The sequence below is a fragment of the Collinsella sp. AF36-3AT genome (genome assembly GCF_003475205.1).
GTDB lineage: Bacteria > Actinomycetota > Coriobacteriia > Coriobacteriales > Coriobacteriaceae > Collinsella > Collinsella aerofaciens_AF.
In genome coordinates, this window is record NZ_QROZ01000008.1 from 7211 (window position 1) to 28139 (window position 20929).

At 59.9% G+C, this 20929-nt stretch carries 18 protein-coding genes and 1 tRNA gene; 5 read left to right on the forward strand and 14 right to left on the reverse strand.

Annotated elements, in window-relative coordinates; translation table 11 throughout:
- Window positions 1-119: 119 nt before the first annotated feature.
- The 6 genes from DW003_RS07525 to recJ all read right to left on the reverse strand — a co-directional run bounded on the left by DW003_RS07525 (window position 120) and on the right by recJ (window position 9523).
- Window positions 120-206: transfer RNA gene (locus DW003_RS07525), tRNA-Leu, on the reverse strand.
- 39 nt (window positions 207-245) lie between these two features.
- Entirely contained in the window at window positions 246-1679 is a 1434-nt protein-coding gene (locus DW003_RS07530; protein ID WP_118388369.1) for a transglutaminase-like domain-containing protein, read from the reverse strand.
- A 351-nt stretch (window positions 1680-2030) separates the two neighbouring features.
- Window positions 2031-2897: a class II fructose-1,6-bisphosphate aldolase gene (gene fba, locus DW003_RS07535; protein ID WP_035137086.1), complete on the reverse strand. Its 867-nt coding sequence runs from the start codon at window positions 2895-2897 to the stop codon at window positions 2031-2033.
- A gap of 194 nt (window positions 2898-3091) precedes the next feature.
- Window positions 3092-3775 carry an MBL fold metallo-hydrolase gene (locus DW003_RS07540; protein ID WP_118388371.1) on the reverse strand — a complete coding sequence of 228 codons (684 nt, stop codon included), beginning with the start codon at window positions 3773-3775 and terminating at the stop codon, window positions 3092-3094.
- 84 nt (window positions 3776-3859) lie between these two features.
- The gene (locus DW003_RS07545; protein ID WP_118388373.1) at window positions 3860-6220 is read right to left on the reverse strand and encodes a bifunctional (p)ppGpp synthetase/guanosine-3',5'-bis(diphosphate) 3'-pyrophosphohydrolase; all 2361 of its coding nucleotides are present in this window, start codon (window positions 6218-6220) and stop codon (window positions 3860-3862) included.
- 15 nt (window positions 6221-6235) lie between these two features.
- Window positions 6236-9523: a single-stranded-DNA-specific exonuclease RecJ gene (gene recJ, locus DW003_RS07550; RefSeq protein ID WP_118388374.1), complete on the reverse strand. Its 3288-nt coding sequence runs from the start codon at window positions 9521-9523 to the stop codon at window positions 6236-6238.
- Between the two features lie 276 nt (window positions 9524-9799).
- On the opposite strand from recJ, the gene DW003_RS07555 reads away from it, so the two are divergent.
- The gene (locus DW003_RS07555; RefSeq protein WP_089573301.1) at window positions 9800-10798 is read left to right on the forward strand and encodes a bile acid:sodium symporter family protein; all 999 of its coding nucleotides are present in this window, start codon (window positions 9800-9802) and stop codon (window positions 10796-10798) included.
- 30 nt (window positions 10799-10828) lie between these two features.
- Here the strand turns inward: DW003_RS07555 and DW003_RS07560 are convergent, their stop codons facing one another.
- Both DW003_RS07560 and DW003_RS07565 read right to left on the reverse strand, forming a co-directional pair.
- The gene (locus tag DW003_RS07560) at window positions 10829-11626 is read right to left on the reverse strand and encodes a DUF4931 domain-containing protein (protein ID WP_118388375.1); all 798 of its coding nucleotides are present in this window, start codon (window positions 11624-11626) and stop codon (window positions 10829-10831) included.
- A gap of 3 nt (window positions 11627-11629) precedes the next feature.
- Complete coding sequence (locus DW003_RS07565; protein ID WP_089573303.1) at window positions 11630-12307, reverse strand: copper homeostasis protein CutC; 678 nt, start codon at window positions 12305-12307, stop codon at window positions 11630-11632.
- 461 nt (window positions 12308-12768) lie between these two features.
- On the opposite strand from DW003_RS07565, the gene DW003_RS07570 reads away from it, so the two are divergent.
- The 4 genes from DW003_RS07570 (at window position 12769) to DW003_RS10150 (ending at window position 14609) form a co-directional block, all read left to right on the forward strand.
- Window positions 12769-13089: a PadR family transcriptional regulator gene (locus DW003_RS07570; protein WP_187361915.1), complete on the forward strand. Its 321-nt coding sequence runs from the start codon at window positions 12769-12771 to the stop codon at window positions 13087-13089.
- A complete protein-coding gene (locus DW003_RS07575) occupies window positions 13076-13708 on the forward strand; it encodes a DUF1700 domain-containing protein (RefSeq protein ID WP_118388376.1) in 633 nt (210 codons plus the stop codon). The genes DW003_RS07570 and DW003_RS07575 overlap by 14 nt, the downstream gene beginning before the upstream one ends.
- Window positions 13709-13722: 14 nt before the next feature.
- Window positions 13723-13986, forward strand: a complete 264-nt coding sequence (locus tag DW003_RS07580) for a hypothetical protein (protein ID WP_117637816.1) — start codon at window positions 13723-13725, stop codon at window positions 13984-13986.
- Between the two features lie 254 nt (window positions 13987-14240).
- The gene (locus DW003_RS10150; RefSeq protein WP_118388377.1) at window positions 14241-14609 is read left to right on the forward strand and encodes a transposase; all 369 of its coding nucleotides are present in this window, start codon (window positions 14241-14243) and stop codon (window positions 14607-14609) included.
- Here the strand turns inward: DW003_RS10150 and DW003_RS07590 are convergent.
- From DW003_RS07590 to DW003_RS07615, 6 genes are all read right to left on the reverse strand, one after another.
- Window positions 14499-15200, reverse strand: a complete 702-nt coding sequence (locus DW003_RS07590) for an ABC transporter ATP-binding protein (RefSeq protein WP_117563737.1) — start codon at window positions 15198-15200, stop codon at window positions 14499-14501. The genes DW003_RS10150 and DW003_RS07590 overlap by 111 nt on opposite strands.
- Before the next feature lie 12 nt (window positions 15201-15212).
- A complete protein-coding gene (locus DW003_RS07595) occupies window positions 15213-16073 on the reverse strand; it encodes an ABC transporter ATP-binding protein (RefSeq protein WP_118388378.1) in 861 nt (286 codons plus the stop codon).
- Window positions 16063-17142, reverse strand: a complete 1080-nt coding sequence (locus tag DW003_RS07600; RefSeq protein ID WP_118388379.1) for a branched-chain amino acid ABC transporter permease — start codon at window positions 17140-17142, stop codon at window positions 16063-16065. Before DW003_RS07600 ends, DW003_RS07595 begins: the two co-directional genes overlap by 11 nt.
- 9 nt (window positions 17143-17151) lie before the next feature.
- A complete protein-coding gene (locus DW003_RS07605) occupies window positions 17152-18033 on the reverse strand; it encodes a branched-chain amino acid ABC transporter permease (RefSeq protein ID WP_099432746.1) in 882 nt (293 codons plus the stop codon).
- Between the two features lie 139 nt (window positions 18034-18172).
- Window positions 18173-19360 carry an ABC transporter substrate-binding protein gene (locus DW003_RS07610; protein ID WP_117766004.1) on the reverse strand — a complete coding sequence of 396 codons (1188 nt, stop codon included), beginning with the start codon at window positions 19358-19360 and terminating at the stop codon, window positions 18173-18175.
- Between the two features lie 271 nt (window positions 19361-19631).
- Window positions 19632-20798 carry an ABC transporter substrate-binding protein gene (locus tag DW003_RS07615; protein ID WP_118388380.1) on the reverse strand — a complete coding sequence of 389 codons (1167 nt, stop codon included), beginning with the start codon at window positions 20796-20798 and terminating at the stop codon, window positions 19632-19634.
- Between the last annotated feature and the right edge of the window lie 131 nt (window positions 20799-20929).

The following is a 20929-nucleotide window of genomic DNA, read 5'->3' on the forward strand; positions in this document are numbered from 1 at the left end:
CCCTCGCCACGCTCCGCTACAAACAGGCCACAGGCCTGTTTGCTTAACGCTTCGCGCGCTCACGCGAGTTCGGCACGAAAAAGGGGGCCGCAACCCCCTTGAACGCTCGCTTGCATGAATGGTGCCCGAGGCGAGACTCGAACTCGCACGTTGTTGCCAACGGTGGATTTTGAGTCCACTGCGTCTGCCAATTCCGCCACTCGGGCACGCAATGCGTGAGTTAGTTTATCACAGCTTTCTACCGATTAGTCCGAAAATGGAACTTCGAGCATTTCGATGAGTTCGACCGTGCGGAGCATCTCGCGCCAACGGCATCCGCGACCGTCGACCGAAGCCTCACCCATCTGGTTATCGTAAGGGTCCTCGCGCATGCCGTCGAAAGAGGGCTCAAACTCTGCCTGGAATCGATTGTTGGCCACCATACGCCACGGGTCGAGATTGCCAAAGTAGTGACGGCGGCGCCACTCCTCCCCCATCCTGCGAGCAGAAGATCCAAATGACACGTCGGCGTTGAGCCAACCGGTCTGCGGCGTATAGAACTCTGCCCAGTCGTGCGACCCCACCGAATCGGGCGCAACATACAGGCCGCTCTGCCAACGGGCAGGCACGCCCGCGATACGGCACATGGTGATAAACGTGAGCGCCATAACGCCGCAATCGCCGCGGAGCGAATGCGCGCAGTCATCGGCAATAGATCCCAAAAGCAAGTACGGCGGCTGATAGCGATAGTCGATATGCTGCGTCAGGTAATCATAGATAGCACGGGCGCGATCGAGCGGATCCTCGAGTCCGTCAACAACACTGGCCGTCAGCTGCTGCAGATACGGCGTAAATGCAATGTGCGGACGGTCCTCGGAAATATCCTCGGGCAGAGGCGCGTCCATACGCGGGTGAACCGGAAGTGTGCCACCGTAGACATCACAATAAGCAGCATCGATGTGATAACGATAGGTCACCGAAAATAAGTGCTCGCTCGAGGAAGACCACGAGGCGGTACGCGCCGAAGCATTCGCGGGAGCAACAGCGCCCTCCGGCGTCATGTCGAGAATCTCGACCCGAGACTGCTGACGGCAGGCAGCCGCGACGGGAAGCCAAGCGCAAACGGTCTCCCCTTCCAGAGCGCCGGGGACAGACACGGACGCTTTAAGCGTAATGACGCGAGCCAATCCGTTTTGCGACTCCATCTCCTTGAGCATCTCGTTGCGCAGTGCTACTCCGTCCGTAGAATCGGGCCGCATGCCGGGAACCTCTTTGGGATATACGCGAAGCGAATCGAGGAAGTTGTCGAGAACGAACAGTTCGCCATCGATAAAGCGCCAGTCAATACGCTTACGATTAATCAGGTCATCAAACTGCTCTTCGGTAAACTCTGGCCACTCCTCGCGAATCATCGCAATAGCCTGATCGCGCGACACCGAAAAATGAAGCGGCGTCTCGAGCATGCGATACCGCTCGGCACGAACACAAGCAGCCAGCGAAGGCTCGGGGTTCTGCTCCAAAAGGCGATCGCAGGCAGCAACAGCCTGCGTCAAATACCCCGCATCCTTAAGACGAAGAATCTCGGGCGGTAGCCCAATATCGAGATGGCGAAAATCATCACAGCAGACATCAACAGAGCAACCAACAGGACCTTCGTCAATAACCTTCCCATCCGAAGGCAGCACATTAATAACAGCCATACCAAAACTCCAAGTCACTAGAACGCTTGAAGCCCATTGTAGCGAGATAAAAAGAAAGCCCCAACAAGGGAGCCATCAACACCGCTGAACGGTAACCATATAACTAAAATCAGACCAGTAACCCTGTAGCAAGTTAACAAAGGAGGCCCCGTTTCCCCGGAGCTGTTTCCGTCGCGCGACTTCTGGCAAAGCCAGTAGCCATCTTAATTCAGCCTCGTAACCCTGCGGCGTTAAACGAAGGAAGCCCCGTCCCCCGGAGCTGTTTTCTTGGCGCGACTTCTGGCAAAGCCAGGTGAGCGCAAAGGAAACAGTGTAGGGGGACGGGGCTTCCGGCGGGAAGTTTAGCGACGCTTACGCCTTGTTGACGGAGCCAAACTCCTCCATGAGCTCCTTGGTGCGGGCAACGATGTTGTCGCGACCAGGCTTGAGGAGCTTGCGGGGGTCAAAGCCCTTGCCCTGCTGATCCTTGCCAGCCTCGATGTACTCGCGGACGCCCTTGGCGAAGACGAGCTGCAGGTCGGTGTTGACGTTGATCTTGGAGATGCCCAGGGAGATGGCCTTCTTGATCTGATCCTCGGGGATGCCGGTGCCACCGTGCAGAACGAGGGGCAGGTCACCGGTCTGGGCCTTAATCTCGCCCAGACGCTCGAAGGAAAGACCAGCCCAGTCGGCGGGGTACACGCCGTGGATGTTGCCGATGCCGCAGGCGAGGAAGTCGACACCCAGGTCAGCGATCTGCTTGCACTCAGCAGGATCAGCGAGCTCGCCGCTGGAGGTCACGCCGTCCTCGGTGCCGCCGATGCCGCCGACCTCGGCCTCGATGGACATGCCCTTGGAGTGGGCAAGCTCAACGAGCTCCTTGGTGCGGTCGAGGTTAAGCTGGAAGGTCTCCTCGTGAGAGCCGTCATACATGATGGACGTGAAGCCGGCCTCGATGCACTTGAAGCAGTCCTCGTAAGAACCGTGATCGAGGTGAAGGGCGACGGGAACGGTAACGCCCGTGGCCTCGACGGCAGCCTTGACCATGTCGGCGCAGACCTTGAAACCGCCCATCCACTTAGCGGCACCAGCGGTGCACTGAAGGATCAGCGGAGACTTGGCCTCCTCGGCGGCCTGGAGAATAGCCAGGGTCCACTCGAGGTTGTTGGTGTTGAAGGCACCGAGACCGTACTTGCCGGCCTCGGCCTTCTTGAGCATGTCTGCTGCGTTGACGAGCATAAAAGAAACCTCCTGTAAGGTTGCTCCGATAACGCCTGAGATTTTACCACGGCGCACCCGAGCATAAACGTTCGTTTGTTCACGAATATCGTCCAAACAGACTTTTTTGACCGTTTGCCCTACGGAATCGGCCCGTTGGGGAAAAATAGCTTGACGTTTGGACGCTTCTCGTGCTTCAAAAGCCGACTATTAAGCTACATCTGCATGAAAGGGTTCTGCATGAGCTCGCGTGCCATGGTGGTCGAATCGCCATGGCCGGTTAGGCAAACGGTATCGGGTGGGAGAAGCCGGGCGAGCTTGGAGAGCGAGCGCAGAATCGCTGCCTCGTCGCCACCGGCAAGATCGGTGCGGCCGTGGCTGCCCGGGAATAGCGTGTCGCCCACAAAGGCAATGTTCCCCTGCTCGGTGGCAGCAAACAAGACGATACCGCCCGGCGTATGCCCGGGTGTCTCGATGACCTGCAGGCAGATATCGCCCACCTCGATAGCATCGCCCTCGGCGAGCAGGCGCGTCGGCTCACCCGGATCGGGCGTCTCGATACCCCACATGGCGCGCTGCTCCTCGATATTTGCGCGAGGTACCGTCACGTCCTTAGCGCACAACTCATATAATGCGCCGTTACCAATGACAGCTCGAACCCCGGCAACACCACCAACATGGTCGGCATGGCCATGAGTGCATACGGCGCCAAGCACGCGTACGCCGGGATGCTCGGCTCGAATATGCTCCACCAGGCGCTCGCCTTCCCATGCGGGGTCGATAATCACGCACTCATTGTCCGAAATAACAGCATAGCTATTGGTCTGAATGGGACCGTTTACGAGCGTCTCGATCTCGACCGATCCCTTGGGAGTTAAATCCAAGGGCACAGCACTCATGTCCCTCTCCTCTCTATAAAACTCGAGGCATCAAACGATGCCTCGAGTGTAGCGAATATCGATAATGTGACACGTTCGTCGCAACTAAACGCGGCGCTTAAGCTGAGCCCCACCCTCACCAGGCATCAAACGGCGTGCGTCATAGACCGAGTCAACGCTGCTGATAGAGGCCAGCAGCGGATCCAGACCACTCGCGTCCGAGATCTCGACCATAAAGCGCAGGGTTGCAATGCCCTCGCGGTTGGTCGACGTGGCGGCGGAAAGGATATTGCCGCCCGCATCGCCAATGGCAATGGTGACATCCTTGAGCAGGCCCATGCGGTCCAGGCACTCGACCACGATCTCGACCTGGAAGAGGGTGTCGGCAGCGCCGTCCCACTCTACTTCGATCATGCGCTCGGGATGCTCCATAAGACCCTTGACGTTGGGGCAATTGGCGCGATGCACCGAAACGCCGCGGCCGCGCGTGATGAAACCGACGATGTCGTCGCCCGTCACCGGATTGCAGCAATGCGCCAGACGGACCAGCAGGCCGCTGTTGCTCTCGCCCTTGACGATGATACCGTTGCTGGCGCTCTTGCCGCGCTTTTGCGGCTTGCGGTTTGATCCGCGCGCAGGCTGCTTCACGACCTCGGCAATAGCCTCGGCCTTGGTGAGCTGTTCCTCGGGCTTGGGATCCAAGATCTGCTCGACTTTGTTGCCCACGGCACGTGGGGCGACTTTACCCGCACCAACGGCGGCAAACAGGTCCTCGAGCTGCTTGTAGTTAAACTGCTCGGCCACGGCATTGAGCGCACGCGTGGACCGCGGCGTAGAGATGCCATACCCGCGCTTGCGCAGGTCCTTGGCCAGTATATCGCGGCCGGCAGCAGCGTCATCGTCTTTGGTCGCGGCGGCGAAGTAACGGCGGATCTTTGACTTGGCCGAAGGTGTCTTAACGATCTTGAGCCAATCACGCGACGGCTTGGAACTCTTATTGGTCAGGATTTCAACGCGGTCGCCCGTCTTGATCTCGTGTGTGAGCGGCGCCACCGCACCGTTGATCTTAGCGCCGACGCAGTGGTTGCCGACCTCGGTGTGAACGGCGTAGGCAAAGTCGAGCGGCGTGGAGCCGGCACGAAGCGCCATGACCTCGCCCTTGGGCGTAAAGACAAAAATCTCCTGGTCAAACAAGTCGACCTTCAGCGAGTGCAGGTATTCCTTGGCATCGGTGATCTCGTCAGACGCCGCCCAGTCGAGTGAGTGCTTGAGCCAGTTAATCTGATCATCCAGACGCTGGGCATCATTGGTCTTTGAGGCAGACGATCCGCCCGACTTCTTATAGAGCCAGTGGGCGGCAATGCCGTACTCGGCCTGCTCATGCATCTCGTAGGTTCGAATCTGAATCTCGAGCGGACGAGCCGTGGGTCCGATAACCGTCGTGTGAAGCGATTGGTAGTTATTGACCTTGGGCATGGCGATATAGTCTTTAAAGCGACCGGGCATGGGGTGCCACAGCGTATGCACCGCACCGAGCGTGGAATAGCAATCGCGCACCGAATGGGTGATGACGCGCAACGCCACCAAGTCATAAATCTCGGAGAATTCCTTGCCCTTGCGCTTCATCTTTTGGTAGATGGACCAATAGTGCTTGGAGCGACCGTTGATCTGGAAGCCCTCCAGGCCAATGCGGTTGAGCTCATCGGTGAGCGTCTTGATAGTCTCGGCCAGATAGCGCTCGCGAACCTCACGCGACTCTGCCACCATGCGCGCGATGCGCTGGTAGGCATCGGGCTCCAAATAGAAGAAGGACAGATCCTCGAGCTCCCACTTAATAGAGCTCATTCCCAGGCGGTCGGCCAGGGGCGCATACACGTCCATGGTCTCGCGCGCCTTAAACAGACGGCGGTCCTCGCGCAGGGCCGCCAGCGTACGCATGTTATGCAGGCGGTCGGCGAGTTTGACGATGATGACGCGGATGTCCTTGGACATGGCGAGGAACATCTTGCGCAGCGTGAGGGCCTGCTTCTCGTCCATGCTGTCGACTTCGATGTTGGTGAGCTTGGTCACGCCATCGACGAGCTCGGCCACCGTATCGCCAAACAGGCCGGAAACATCGGTAAGCGAGGTCTCGGTATCCTCGACGGTATCGTGCAGCAACGCGGCGCACACCACATCGCAGTCCATCTTGAGATCAGCCAGAATGATGGCCACCTCGACGGGATGGTTGATGTACATCTCACCCGAGCGGCGCTTTTGGTTGCAATGCTTCTCGGCGGCAAAGCAGTAGGCCTGCTCCACCATGGAGAAGTCATCCTCATTCATATATTTGAGGCACAGACGCTCCAGCTTGTCGTAACTGTCCGCCATAATCTCGGGCGGCAGCTCATCGGCATGCTTATAGTGCTCCATCTCCGAGAACGGCTGGAGGGTGGAATCATGGGCGGTACGGGCTGCGGCATCCATCGAGGTCCCCTTCCCCTAGGCCCGCGGTACGATCGGGCGGTTAACTTTGGCTAGCATATCAGAAGCGCACGAATCGAGCGCCCAGCTCCGGAAAGCCGAGAACTCCATGCGCGAGCGCAAGCCCTCCAAATAGCGAATTGACCTGCTCAATTGCACGCGGCCAGGGTTTTCGGCCATCGCGATGCGACGGGTGTCGTCAAACCCCGAAACGCGACAGAAACCAAGCTCTTCGAAGATTCCCAGGCCGCTTTCCACCGAGCGCTCGTCGACCGGCGTGCGCGCATCGATGGCAAGGCACATCTGCGCGATGTCGATATCGCTCGCGCTAAAGGAATCGTCCCCCGTCTTGCCACGGTTGGATCGCCACATGGTCTGCAGCGCACGATAGAGCGTGACGAGCTCGTCGCGCTCGGGCGCGTAACAGTCGAGCAGGCGCTCGTTAATGCGGGCGTCGCGCGACGAATAGAGCAGATGGATCACAGCGGGCCGGCCATCGCGACCGGCGCGTCCGCTCATCTGGTTGAACTCGATGGCGCCAAACGGCATGTGGTACAGCACGACATGGCGGATATCGGGCAGGTTGACGCCCTCACCGAAGGCCGAGGTCGAGACGATGCAACTGAGGCTGCCATCTCGAAACGCCTCCTCGACGCGGCGGCGATCGGAACGCGCAAGCCCAGCGTTATAGAACGCGATATGGGTCGCACAGTCTGGCACGCGCTTGCGCAGCGTCTTGGCAAGCGCCACGGACTGGTCGCGCGAGTTGACGTAGATGACGGTCTTCTCCCCCGTCGCCACAATCGACACCAGGCGATTTTCGCGGCTTGCAAGGTCGCGATCGTCCTCGAGTTGCAGGTTCTCGCGCACCGTCTCGTCGACCACCGTGCGAGTGATCGGCAGCATGCGGGCAAGCTCGGCCACGACCGGAGCCGTCGCGGTGGCCGTCGCAGCCATAACGACCGGGTCGCCCAGAACTTTGAGGATGTCGGGCATGTCGAGATAGGCGCTGCGGTCGCCGCCCTTGGCAAGACCGGCATGATGCGCCTCATCGATAACGACAAAACCGATGCGCCCCGAACGCGCAAAGCGATCGCGGTGAATGGACAGGAACTCGGGCGTCGTGAGCACGATGCCGGTGCGGCCCGAAGCCAAGCCGGCAAACACGTCATCGCGCGCCGCCTCCACGGTCTCGCCGGTCAGCACGCCAACACCAATGCCAAGCGCTGCCATCGTCGACGAGAGGTGATAGGCCTGGTCGGCAACGAGCGCACGCAGCGGATAGACAAAGATGCTCGCACGTCCGCGAAGCACCGCCTCACGCGCGGCATGTACATGGAAGATGAGAGACTTGCCGCGGCCCGTTCCCATAACGGCCAAGACACTCTGGTGATCGGCCAAGGCATCGAGCGCCTCAACCTGCGCGCGGTGTGGCTGGCTCGAGCCGATAAAGCTGTGAATGAGCGAGCGCGTGAGCTCGGTATAGGAAAGCTGGGCGAGCGTCTCGCGCTTACGCGACTCCAGGCGCAGGCCGGAATCCACCGGCCGCACGCCACGACGAAGCTCGCATGCCGGATCGTCGACGCTGGGCAGCGTGGTATCGCGGACCAGAACATCCTTGATCATGAGCTTGGGCTTCACACGCCCCTGCCAATGCTCGGCAACGGCCTCGAACACCAAGTCGACAGCGCTATCGCAGTTGATGAGCTTATCGATTTGCGGCACGCGGAACATAATGGCCGGCACACTCGCGGCGCCATCGGTCGCCACAAAGCGCATGTGCTCGCCGGTTTTGCCCACCACGGCGCGGTCGCACATCGTCACGCCCTCGGCAGCCAGCAGCGGCACCTTGTTGCCCTGGCCAAACGGCTCAAGACGGGAGATCTGCTCGATGGTCTCGATATTCAGCTCGGAAAGGTCGACGGTGGCGGCGACCTCGTCGGTGTCTTCAAAGTCCTCGGCGGAAAGCTCCGATAGCACGGCGGAAAGGCGGCGGCGGAACTCATCGAGCTTGGATGCCTCGATGGTCACACCCACCGCACCGGCATGTCCGCCGCGACGAATCAGCAGGTCGGAACAACGCTCGACGGCGTCAAACAGGTTAACTTTGCCCACCGAGCGACCCGATCCGCGCGCGATACCGTCCTCGATCGAGAACAGCAGCGCCGGCACGTGATAGCGATTGGTCAAGCGGCTCGCCACGATGCCTTTGACGCCCTCGTGCCAGCCCTCGCCGCCCACGACGATTGCGCGCCCGCCGTCATAAGTCTCCTCGACCTTCGCCATGGCATCGCGCGTGAGCTCCGCCTCGATCTCACGGCGTTGGCGATTGATTTCCTCGAGCTCGGCTGCCAGTGCACTTGCTTCGATAGGATCACGGGCAAGCAGCAGGTCGAGCGCCAGCTTGGGATCAGCCATGCGGCCGGCAGCATTCAGACGAGGGATGAGCGAAAACGACAGGCCGTCGGCCGTAATGGTAGAAAGGTCGGCCTTGGCAAGTGCGGCAAGCGCGATATAGCCGGGACGGGCCGTCACGCGCATCTGCTGGATGCCCTCGGCGACCAGTGCGCGATTCTCGGGCGTGAGCGGCATCATGTCGGACACGGTGCCCAGCGCCGCGACCTCGATCAGCGAACGCCAATACGACGGCTTGCCCAAACGCTCGCCCAGGACCTGCACCAGCTTGAGTGCCACGCCGGCACCGGCAAGCTCGCGCGAGGGGCCCTCGTCCTCGAGCTTGGGGTCGGTCAGGGGCACGCCCTGCGGCACCTGGTCGGAGGGCTCGTGATGGTCCGTGACCACCAAATCGATCCCCAGGCTCTCCAGATAGGAGACTTCTTCCTTGGCGGCAATACCGTTATCGACGGTCACGATCAGCTGAGGGCGAGCGAGCTCGTTAACGCGGTCGAGCGCCGCGCGCGAAAGACCGTAGCCCTCGTCAAAGCGATGCGGAATAAACGGCGTGACATCGGCGCCAAACGTGCGCAGTGCCTCGGTCAACAGGCAGGTCGACGTAATACCGTCAACGTCAAAATCGCCAAAGACCGCAATGTGCTCGTGGTTGCAAATAGCACGCTCGACGCGGTCGGCAACGACCGACATGCCCGGGATAATGAGTGGGTCGGCCCAGTCGCGATCGAGCGAAGGCGTCAAAAACAGCTGACCTTCTTCGATGGATGTAATGCCGTGCGCGACCATAATACGCGCCACCAGCCCGGGAATGCCCAGGCCAGCCGAAAGCTCCTTTTCGAGCTCGGGGTTTTGCTGAGCGACCGCCCAGCGATGCGTCGTCTTAAGCGATGACATAGGCGCCCACCCCCGATAGGGGCAGGTCGCCGCGATACCTCTCACGGTTCATAGCGATGAGTCCTCTGTGTATGCCCGCTTCGGCAGGCAGATCTGTTGAACGGATTTATTATACCGTGCAGAGCAGACGCAAATCGCCGCAGCACGCCGCGGTTTCGGTAAACGATGCCGGTAATAGCCCCGAAATATTCGAGCGTTTCTGACGCACGGACGCATGCGAGCGTCTAGCATATCCATTCAAAACGGGTTCACGGGCAAAGGGAGTCACAAGCGCATATGAAGCAATGGGTTGGACTGGGCAAGTTTCTCGCGGGGCACATGCAGGTCATCGTTCCGATTTGCGTGGCACTCGGCGTGCTCTTTCCCCAACAGATTGGCGTACTCAAGCCCATCGTTCCCACCTTGTTTGCCTTTATGACGTTTCAGGGTGCGCTCAGCAACACCTTTCACCAGGTAACCGAGGTGTTCCGCCGTCCGTTGCACCTAGTCTTGGCGCTGCTCGTCTCGGCGGTGCTTATTCCCATCGCGGCGTATGCCATGGGGTCACTCTTCTTTGGCTCCAACCCCAACCTTGTCTGCGGCATTGTGCTCGAATACAGCGTGCCCGTGGCCGTCACCGCTTTTATGTGGATCAGCATGTTCGGCGGCAACGGCCCGCTCGCGCTCACCATCATCCTGACGTCCTCGGTCATCTCACCTGTGACGATTCCGCTTACGCTCAAGCTCCTGCTGGGCGCCACCGTCTCGATCGACGTGCCGAGCATGATGCAGAACATGGCCTTTATGATCGCCATCCCCGCTGTGCTCGGTATTGCCATCAATGAACTCACGCGCGGCTGGGGCCACGAGAAACTCTCTCCCGTGCTCTCGCCCGCCTGCAAGTTCATGATGATGGGCGTCATCGCGTCCAACTCCACCGCTATGAGCGAGTACGTGCTGCACATAAACGCGGTGCGCCTGGAAGTCGCCCTCTTTATTTTGGTCTTCGCCATCAGCGGCTTTGTCGTCGGTTTTCTGGTCGCACGTGCGCTGCATCTGCCATATAGCGAGACGACTACCATGTGCTTTACCTGCGGCATGCGCAACATCTCTTCGGGTGCCGTCATCGCCACGCAGTACTTTCCGGGCGAGGTCGTGTTCCCCGTCATGTGCGGCACGCTGTTTCAGCAGGTGCTGGCCTCGATTATCGGGCATCTCTTTGAGTGCCTAACCTGCGAGGAGCGCACCAAACAGCGCAAGCGGGTCGAAGCCGGCCGCGACGCCATGGCGCGCTAGGCTGTCCGCATTACGCGGGTGTTAGTCTTGCTATACGAGCGTTTCCAGATGCGCACGCAGACGCTCAGCATCGATATCGAGCGTCGTCTCGGCATTGACTTGGGCCAAACGATAGCCGACAAAGTAGGGCGAAACCACCCAACGCGGCAGCGCCCTGGCAATGGTCCGACCGCCCAGGTGATAGAAGAACAAGTTGTACGACTCTGCGCGACCACCGTGGTGCTCGTTTAGGATATAGCGCAGAGCTACCTGGATCGCATCGGCAAAGAGATCCGCCTCGGCTTGGTCTCGTGCGTCATCGCTGGCGGCGATTCCCTGCGGGGCTGAAACGTTGATCTCAAAGAACCCCATGATCGGTTCGGTTGAGATATTGACCGAGATTCTCCCCTGTTGCCAGACATTGATGCCTTCGAAATTGGCAGAAGTCAGCGAAGTGTAGCCGTCTTCCTGCTCCAAACCCACAATCTGCATGTGCGGATGAACGAGACTACCGCCCGAGAGCGGACCCTTGTTCTTGTACATGAGAACGCTGCGATACTGCTGTGAATCGATCATCTGCTGCCAGCAACCCAGGGCAAACCGTATCACATGGTGGAGTTCATCCGGCTCATAGATCACCAGGTCGGCATCGTGATCGGCCGACTCGATCAGCACGGTTTGACGGGTGGCGCGCAGGGTCTTGAACTTATTCTCGAGCCAGATGCAGTCACCATCGCGCCGGATGATATCGGCAAGTTCCTCGGTATCGCAAAAGGGACACGCGGTGCCAGGGCGCCGGTTGTCGTCGGGCTTACCGTTCGCCTGCTGAACGTCAAATACCAGCGCCACGGGTTACGCCTCCAGCGGCACGATCTTGGTGCCATGGAGCTCGGAGACGCTCAATGCCGCCGCCACGGTATCGCGGTTGGCCGTAGAAATGCCGCCGCCGGGAAGGATGGTCAGGCGGTCGCCCGCATACTCGACAAGACGCGACAGGTGCTCCAGGTTGTCCTCGATCGGCGTTCCGGCAGCACCACCATGCGTCAGGATGCGCGTGATGCCACAGTCGGCGAGTGTGTCAATGGCGTCCAGCTGAGCCTCGGGCGAGAGCTGGTCAAAGGCCATGTGGAAGGTGATATCGATGGCCCCGCGCTTGCACTCCTCGGTCGCGCAGCCCGTAGCCATCACGAGGGCGCCGAGGGTGAGCTCGTCGAGCGCCCAGCCGCCGGCACAGGGCTTGCAGCAGCCAAAGACCAGGCCGTCAACGCCGGCGCTCACGGCAAGACCCAAGTCCATCTCCATCATGCGCAGCTCGTCCTGGTTGTAGTGAAAGTCACCGCCACGCGGGCGAATCATGCACATCACTCGCGCGTCATGCTCGTGAGCATAGCTGACCGTAGTGCTGATAACGCCGGCCGAGGGCGTGGTACCACCGACGGCAAGGTTGTCGCACAACTCGATGCGCTTAGCACCGGCATCGATAGCCGCCGGCACACGCTCAAAGTTCTCGGCACAAAACTCGTACAGCATAGATAGACCCCCAAAGACAGCAAATGTTTTCCGACGGGCATTGTCGCACGCCCCCATGAAGTTGCGGTGGAATAGGGACTGTTTTGGCCTCTGGAGCCCGTATTCAGTCCCTATTTCACCGCAACTTAAAGGGGTGCTGACCGAAATGGTCAGCACCCCTTTTTGCTGTATAGAAGTAGTCGTTGGGGACGTTCTTAAACGACTATTCATTCAAGAACGTCCCCAACGACTATCCCAGGATCAGGCACGCTTTGGTGCGGGAAGGTAGCTGCTCAGAAATGTGGTCGAATGAGAGTTGCATCAAAGGAGCACTGGTTGGTGTTTCGCGCGATGCGTCAACCGACACTCGTCGCTATACCGGAGATAGACAGACCGGACTCCCTATACGACAACTGTTGACATCATATACTATGTGTCATATAGTAGGTGTTACACAGTATACTACGAAAGGAGGTGTGCGGATGGAGGCACAGATGAAGCGCGGCTTCCTCGAGGCCTGCGTGCTCGCGGCCGTCTCGGGCGAGGAATCCTACGGCTATCAGATCGTGAAGGACGTGCCCGCGAGCATGGGGCTCACGGAGTCCACGCTCTATCCGTTGCTCAAGCGCCTGGAGAAGGCAGGGTGCATCACGGCGCGCTCCGCCGAGCACAACGGGCGGCTGCGAAGGTACTACCGCATCACGGACACCGGGCATGAGCGTATCGCCGAGTTCCTCGCCGAATGGCCATCCGTGCAGGAAATCTACAGTTACGTGAAGGGAGCGCACCATGACGCGCGATGAGTTCTTGAACCGGCTGGGCGAGCTTCTGGCCTGTCTGCCGGCAGATCAGGTAAAGGAAACGCAGGAGTTCTACGCGGAGGCCATCGCCGACCGTATGGAGGACGGCATGACGGAGGCCGAGGCTGTGGCCGCCATGGGCACGCTCGGTGAGGTCGCCGAGGCAACGCTCGACGAACTGCCCGCCGTGCCGCGCGCAATTGCGAGGACCAAGCGCAAGAGCACGGCGCTTCTATGGGCGCTCGCCATCGTGGGCTCTCCGGTATGGATTCCGCTGCTGTTCGCGTTCGTCGCCGTTGCCGCTACAGTCTACATCTGCATTTGGGTTCTTGCGCTCTGCGTGTGGATCGTGGCCGCGGCATTCGGGGGCGCGGGCGTGGTGGGGCTCCTGTTCACCGTGGACGGCATCATTATCGGGCATGTTCCGTACGTTTTAACCTCGATGGGAATGGGATTCGCTTCCATCGGTGTGGCGCTCCTCGCGGGAGCCGGTGCCTGGACGGCGTCCAAGCAGATCGCGCGCCTCTCTGCCCTTTGGGCGAAGAAAGCCGTTTCGCCCTTCTGGAAAGATCGAGGCAATAAGAGCCGCATGGGCGCTGAAGCGGCGCCGCTCACGGCATAGGAAGGAGTGCAAACATGTCCAGCGTAAAAAAGATTTACCTTGCCGTAGCGGGTGGGCTTGTTGCCACGGGGCTCGTCCTGGCTGCTATCGGATTTGTGGCCTCCGGCTTTAACCTCGCTGTGTTCAACACGCAGATCGACCTGCGCGATGACACCATCATTCTGGGTGGTGTTGAAATAGACGACCCGACAGGGCTTCCACTCATCGAGCAGCTTGCCGAGGTCGGCGAGATCCATATTGGATCTGCAACGACTGGTTCGTCTTCTCCTCGCAAATGATCGAGCTCGTAGCAGCCGTCCCCCCCCCTTCGGGCGCACCACGACGGGCATGAGCACGCCGCGCTCAGAGCCTTTTTGCGAGACCTTCCGTCACGCTCTTCCCGCGTGGTGAACCGGTCATCGACCGACGAGAGGCTGATGGGAATCTCTCGACTTCGGGCCAATCCCGCTCACCGATCTGGTCTTCCTTCGTGATGCGCACATAAGCGAGCAGACACCGCGCAGAGCTTCAGCGCGGCCGCACTTCCACGTCTATGACGGAGGTGCCCGGCGGCGTCTTGGCGATCCCCTTGTTTGCAGGCGTTAGCGCGTGGGGATCGCCCACTCGGGGGCCGAGGCCGCCGAGGACGGCGGCGAACCTCGCGGTGTCATTCGACATCGCGAGGTTCCCGGACCATGACCACCTGGCCTCGTACCGCGGCATAGTCCCAAGGGTGAGGAGCTTCGGCACGTCGATCAGGGCGCCCGCGCAGCGTCGGCCGGTCCGCCGTTCGGTAGAACGGCGGAAGTCCCTAGCCGCCCAGGTAAGCCTTGCGGACGTTGTCGTCGTGCAGGAGCTCTTGGCCGGTGCCGGTCATGGTGATCTTGCCGGTCTCGAGCACGTAGCCGCGCGTGGCGATTGAAAGCGCCATCTGGGCGTTCTGCTCGACCAGAAGCACCGTGGTACCGGCCTTGTGCAGGTCCTCGACAATCTGGAAGATCTGCTCAATCAGAATCGGCGCCAGACCCATGGAAGGCTCATCGAGCATGAGCAGCTTGGGGTTGCTCATAAGGGCGCGCCCCATAACGAGCATCTGCTGTTCGCCGCCCGAAAGGGTGCCGGCGACCTGGCGACGGCGCTCCTTAAGGCGCGGGAACTGCTCGTAGACGCGCTCAAGGCCCGGAGCCACCGTGGACTTGGGCTGCGTGTAGGCGCCCATCTCCAGGTTCTCCTCGACCGTCATCTGCAAAAAGGCGCGACGGCCCTCGGGAACCTGGGCCAGGCCCTTGCCCACCAGTTTATCGGCAGGCGTATGGGTAATGTCCTCGCCCATAAACTTGATGGAGCCGGTCTTGGAACGCAGCAGGCCCGAGATGGTTTTAAGCGTCGTGGACTTACCGGCGCCGTTCGCGCCGATCAGGGCCACGATCTCGCCCTCGTTGACGTTAAAGGAGATGTCCTTGATGGCGTGGATAGCGCCGTACCAGACGTTGATGTTGTAGACGGAAAGCATCGGCTCTGCCATTTAGTTCTCCCCCTTATCCTGCTTGCCCAGATATGCCTCAATTACGGCATCGTTGTTCTGGATTTCCTCGGCCGTGCCCTTGGCGATGACCTTACCAAAGTTGAGCACGCAGATGCCCTCGCAGATGTTCATAACGAGCGACATATCATGCTCGATAAGCATGATGGCGATGCCGAAGGTGTCGCGGATCTTGACGATGTTCTCCATGAGCTCCGCGGTCTCGGACGGGTTCATGCCGGCGGCAGGCTCGTCGAGCAACAGCAGCTTGGGGTTGGTGGCAAGCGCGCGGACGATCTCCAGACGACGCTGAGCGCCGTAAGGCAACGAGCCGGCCTGTTTATTTGCCAGGTGCTCCATGTCAAAAATGGACAGCAGCTCCATGGCGCGCTCATGGGCGGCCTTCTCGTGCTTCCAATACGTCGGCAGACGCATCACGCCCTCAATACCGGAGTAGCGCTCCTGGTTGTGCAGACCGACCTTAACGTTGTCCTCCACCGTCATAGTGTTGAACAAGCGGATGTTTTGGAAAGTACGGGCGATGCCCATGCGGTTGACCTGATAGACCGACTTGCCCGAGGTGTCCTCACCGTCGAGCAGGATGGTGCCGTGCGTGGGCTGGTACACCTTGGTGAGCAGGTTGAAGACCGTGGTCTTACCGGCACCATTGGGGCCAATCAGGCCGGCGATCTCGGTCTTGCCGATAGTCAGGCTAAAGTCGTCGACTGCCTTAAGGCCACCGAACTCAATGCCCAGGTGGATGCACTCGAGCGCCGGGCGCTGGCCCAGATCGCGATCGGGAACGATGGCGCCAGAAGGATACGGGACCATCTTGCCCTTGTTGAACTCAAATTTACTGGGCATCGGCTGCCACCTCCTTCTTGGAAGCAAAGCGGTCCTTAATGCGTGCGAAGAACGCCTTGAGCTGCGGGTTGTTGGTAAAGATCATGACCAGGATCAGCACGATGGCGTAGATGAGCATGCGGTAGTCCGAGAACTGACGGAGCAGCTCGGGAAGCACCGTGAGCAACGCCGCCGCGATGACGGAGCCGCGCATATTGCCCAGACCGCCCAGGACCACGAACACCAGGATGAGGATGGACGTGTTGAAGTCAAACTTGGTGGCGGAGAGCTGCGAGAAGTTACCGCCGAACAGAGCTCCAGCAGCACCGGCGAGGGCAGCGGAAACCACGAAGGCGATCATGCGGTACTCGGTGACGGAGATGCCTACGGACTCGGCTGCAATCTTGTTATCGCGCACGGCCATAATGGCACGGCCGGTACGGCTGCGAACCAGGTTGAGCACGATCACGAGTGCGACCATGACCAGGATGGCACCGGCGAGGAAGGTCGAGTACGTCGACACGCCCGAGGCGCCCTGGGCGCCCTTGATGATGGCGGTGCCGTCCTCGAGCAGGTGCAGGTCGTCGATCGTGGAGTTGCCCGTGATGTTAAAGATCACGTGCAGGCCGCGGGAGTCGACGCCCACAATGAGGCAGGTGACGATCTCCTTGATAATCTCGCCAAAGGCCAAAGTCACGATGGCCAGGTAGTCGCCGCTCAGGCGCAGGACCGGGATGCCGATCAAGAAGCCCAGGATGGCGGCGGCGATGGCGCCGACCACAATGCTGATGATAAGGCGCATCGGATCGGAGGGAACGACGCTCTCCAGCGCGACGGCGGTGACGATTCCCGTATAGGCGCCGACGCTCATAAAGCCCGCGTGGCCCAGCGACAGATCGCCCGCGATGCCGACGACGAGATTGAGCGAGATGGCCATAACGATATAGGCCGTGATGGGAACCAGCTGACCGGCGATCATGCGCGGGATCATATGGTTAGACTGCATAAAGAACACGATGGCAAATGCCACGATGCACATGGCATACGTAACAAAGTCGTGACGCGTCTGCCTGTCTTTAAGAAACTTCATAACGCTCACCTACACCTTCTCGGGGACGTACTTGCCCAAGAGGCCGGCAGGCTTGACGAGCAGGACGATGATCAAAACACCAAAGACGATGGAGTTGGCAAGGCTCGTGGAAATGTAGGCCTGTGCCATCGCCTCGATGATGCCGATGAGAATGCCACCGACAAAGGCGCCGGGGATGGAGCCGATGCCACCGAAGACGGCGGCGTCGAAGGCCTTGATGCCAGGCATGGCACCCGTCGTGGGCTGCAGCACCGGCGAGTAGGAGCACAGGAGCACGCCGGCGATGGCGGCAAGCGCAGAGCCGATGGCAAACGTCATCGAGATGGTGCGGTTGACGTTGATGCCCATGAGCTGAGCGGCGGCCTTGTCCTCGGACACGGCGCGCATGGCTTTGCCCATCTTGGTCTTACCTGTAAAGAACATCAGACCGGCCATGATAACCAGGCAGGCGACGATGGTGACGAGCGAGACGGCGCTTACGTTGAACTTGGCCAAGAACTCCGGCACCTGGAAGGTGACGAGCGAAGTGAAGTTCTTGGGCGTGGCGCCCCACAGAAGCTGCGCGGCGTTCTGCAGGAAGTAAGACACGCCGATGGCCGTGATCAGAACGGCCAGAGGGCCCGCCTGGCGCAGCGGCTTGTATGCCAGACCCTCGATGAGAACACCGAGAACCGTGCAGACCACACAAGAGAGAACTACAGATGCCCAGCCCGGGAGGCCGAGATACGATGTGGCGCAGAACGAGACATAGGCACCGACCATGATGACGTCGCCGTGAGCGAAGTTGAGCATCTTGGCGATACCGTAGACCATGGTGTAGCCCAACGCGATGATGGCGTAGACGCTGCCCATGGACAGGCCGTTGACCAGGTATTGAATAAAGACCGTCATGTTCCACATCCCCCTTTCGAATAGGTTTCCAGTTGATATATGAAACAGGGACGTTACATCGTCCCTAGATACCAAGCAAGCAGGGAAGGCCAAAACCTCCCCTGCTTGGGATCAAAACCGCTCTATGTAAGGCGGCCTATTAGGCCTGTACGTACTTGCCGTCGGTAATGACGTACGCCGTCGGGTCCTTCTGGACCTGACCCTTGTCGTTCCAGGAGAGCTTGCCAGTCAGGCCGTCAACAGTAATGTTGCGCATAGCCTCGGGAAGCTTCTCGGCAACCTCGGTGGGGTCGGCGTCGACGCCCAGGCCGGCCTCCTTGAGAGCCTCGACCACAGCATGCACGCCGTCGTAGGCGTCGGCGGCAAACTGGTCGGGGGTATCGCCGTACTTATCCTTGTAAGCGTTGACGAAGTCGGCGTTCTTCTCGTCGTCGGCGGAGAACGGGGTCATGAGCAGCAGACCCTCGGCAAGAGAGGTGTCGAAGCCCTCAACGCCCAGGATGCCGTCCATGCCGTCGCAGCCCATCATCTTGACGTCGTAGCCCATGTCCTTGGCGTTCTTGAGCAGGACGGACGCCGGCGTGTAGTAGATCGGCGCAAAGATCATGGTGGCGCCTGCCTGCTTGGCCTTGGTCAGCTGGTTGGTAAAGCTCGTGGCGGAGTCGTCCTTAAAGGTCTCCTCGTCGACAATCTCAAGCTTAGACTTAGCGGCCTGGGCCTTAAAGGAATCTGCGATGCCCGAAGAATAGGCGTCGCCGGAGTTATAGAACAGCACGAACTTCTCGTTCGCATATTTTTCTGCCAGGAACTTGGCAGCGTTGACACCTTGGTTGGGGTCGGTAAAGCAAACCTGGAAGACGCAATCCTTGCCCTTGGTAACGTCCTCGGAGGACGCGGACGGGGTGATCATGAACGTCTCGGGGTCGTTACCGCACTCGGCGGCAACGGCAACCGACGCACCCGTGGTGGTCGGACCGACGAGGGCCTGCATGCCCCAGTCGAGCAGGGTGTTGAAGGCGTTGACGGCCTTCTCGCCGTCAGCCTGGTCGTCCTCGGCCTTGCTGACAAGCGGCAGCTCCTTAGTCGAGAAATCCTTGCAGCCAAGCTCGACAGCCTGTGTAACGGACTTGCCGTAGGACGCGTTGGCGCCGGTCAGCGGGCCGATGGTGCCGATCTTAAACGAAGCGTCGCCCGACGCGGAACCGCTGTCGCCGCCGTTGGAGGAGCAGCCAGCTAGAATGGACATCGCCCCCAGACCTGCTGCGCTCGCGATAACGCTCCTGCGATTCATAACAGGGTTCAATGACTTACCGGTGAGGCTCGACATGCGGCTCTCCTCTCAAATCTCGTCGGGTTTCGGTTACCCGACAGGCCATCCTTCGCCGTGTTCGGCGTTCGCAAAATACTAGACGCTTTAGTTAAGGAAAGTGGTGATTATTTCAACTTTTCTTTGGATTTGTTCGTTTATCCATAATTCTGCGTATTTCTATTACTTTATGCAGTAATGCCACTTTATTGTGTGAAAGTAATGTTTCCGTTCTGTTACAGGCGTCCCCGCCCTGAATAAAACGGCCTCACCGGTCGCGCTTTATGCGCACTTAGGCGGCGATGTACTTGCCGTCCTGAATCACATAGGCTGTGGCGGGCTTTTCGACCTGGCCCTCGTCATTCCACGTCAGCTCGCCCGTCAGGCCCTCGATCTTGATCTTGCGCATGGCGCGGGCAAGGTCGCCGGCAATGTCGGCACCGTCGGCCGAAATGTCAATCCCCGCCCTATCGATAGCCTCGGCGATGGCGTGGACGCAATCGTAAGCGTCGGCGGCAAACTGGTTGGGCGTCTCGTCGTAGGCATCCTTATAGGCCTTGACGAAGTCGGCATTCTTCTCATCGTCAGCCGAAAACGGGGTCATGAGCAGTACGCCCTCGGCAAGAGAGGTATCGAAGCCTTCCACAGAGAGCAGGCCGTCCATGCCGTCGGTACCCATGAGCGTCATGTCGTAGCCCATGTCCTTGGCGTTCTTGAGCAAAACGGACGCCGGCGTGTAGTAGATCGGCGCAAAGATGAGCGTGGCGCCGGCCTCCTTGGCCTTGGTGAGCTGGTTGGTAAAGCTCGTGGAAGAGTCGTCCTTAAAGGTCTCGGTATCGACGACATCGAGCTTGGATGCCTTGGCCTGCTCGGCAAAAGCGTCGGCAACGCCCGAGCTGTACGTATCGCCGGAGTTGTAGAACAGGGCGATCTTGGCGTCCGCGTACTTCTCAGCCAAGAACTTCGCGGCGCTGGCGCCCATGGTGGGGTCGGTGAAGCAAACCTGAAAGACCGTGGTCTTATCCTTGGTGACGTCGAGCGACGAGGCCGAAGGCGTGACCATGAGCATATCGTCGGCGATCTCGCCCGAGACGGCGACGGCAGCACCGGTGGTGACAGGGCCGACGAGCGCCTGCATGCCCCAGTCGCACAGGGTATTGAAGGCGTTGATAGCCTTCTCGCCGTCGGCGACGTCATCCTCGGACTTAAGCGAGAGCTTGAGGTCCTTGGTCGAGAAATCCTTGGCCGCGAGCTTAGCGCCCTTCTCGGCAGAGACGCCATAGGTAGCCGCGGCGCCGGTCAGGGGGCCGATAACGCCGATCTTGAAGGTCTTGCCGTCATTGGCCGACCCACCGTCCGCGCCGCCCGAAGAGCAACCGGCAAGCGCGACGGTGCTTCCAAGCGCCGCGGCTCCTGTCAAGAAACTCCTGCGGCTCAGCGCGTTATTGATACTGAACATGGTGTCCCCCTTTTTCGCTGGCCGCAGTGCGGCCGTCTTGCGGTACGGGGCAAACCTTATGGCGCAAACGTTGACAGTTTGTTACGGAAGTTCATTTGTAGCGAGCATGTTTCCAATGTTTCCGCAGCGTT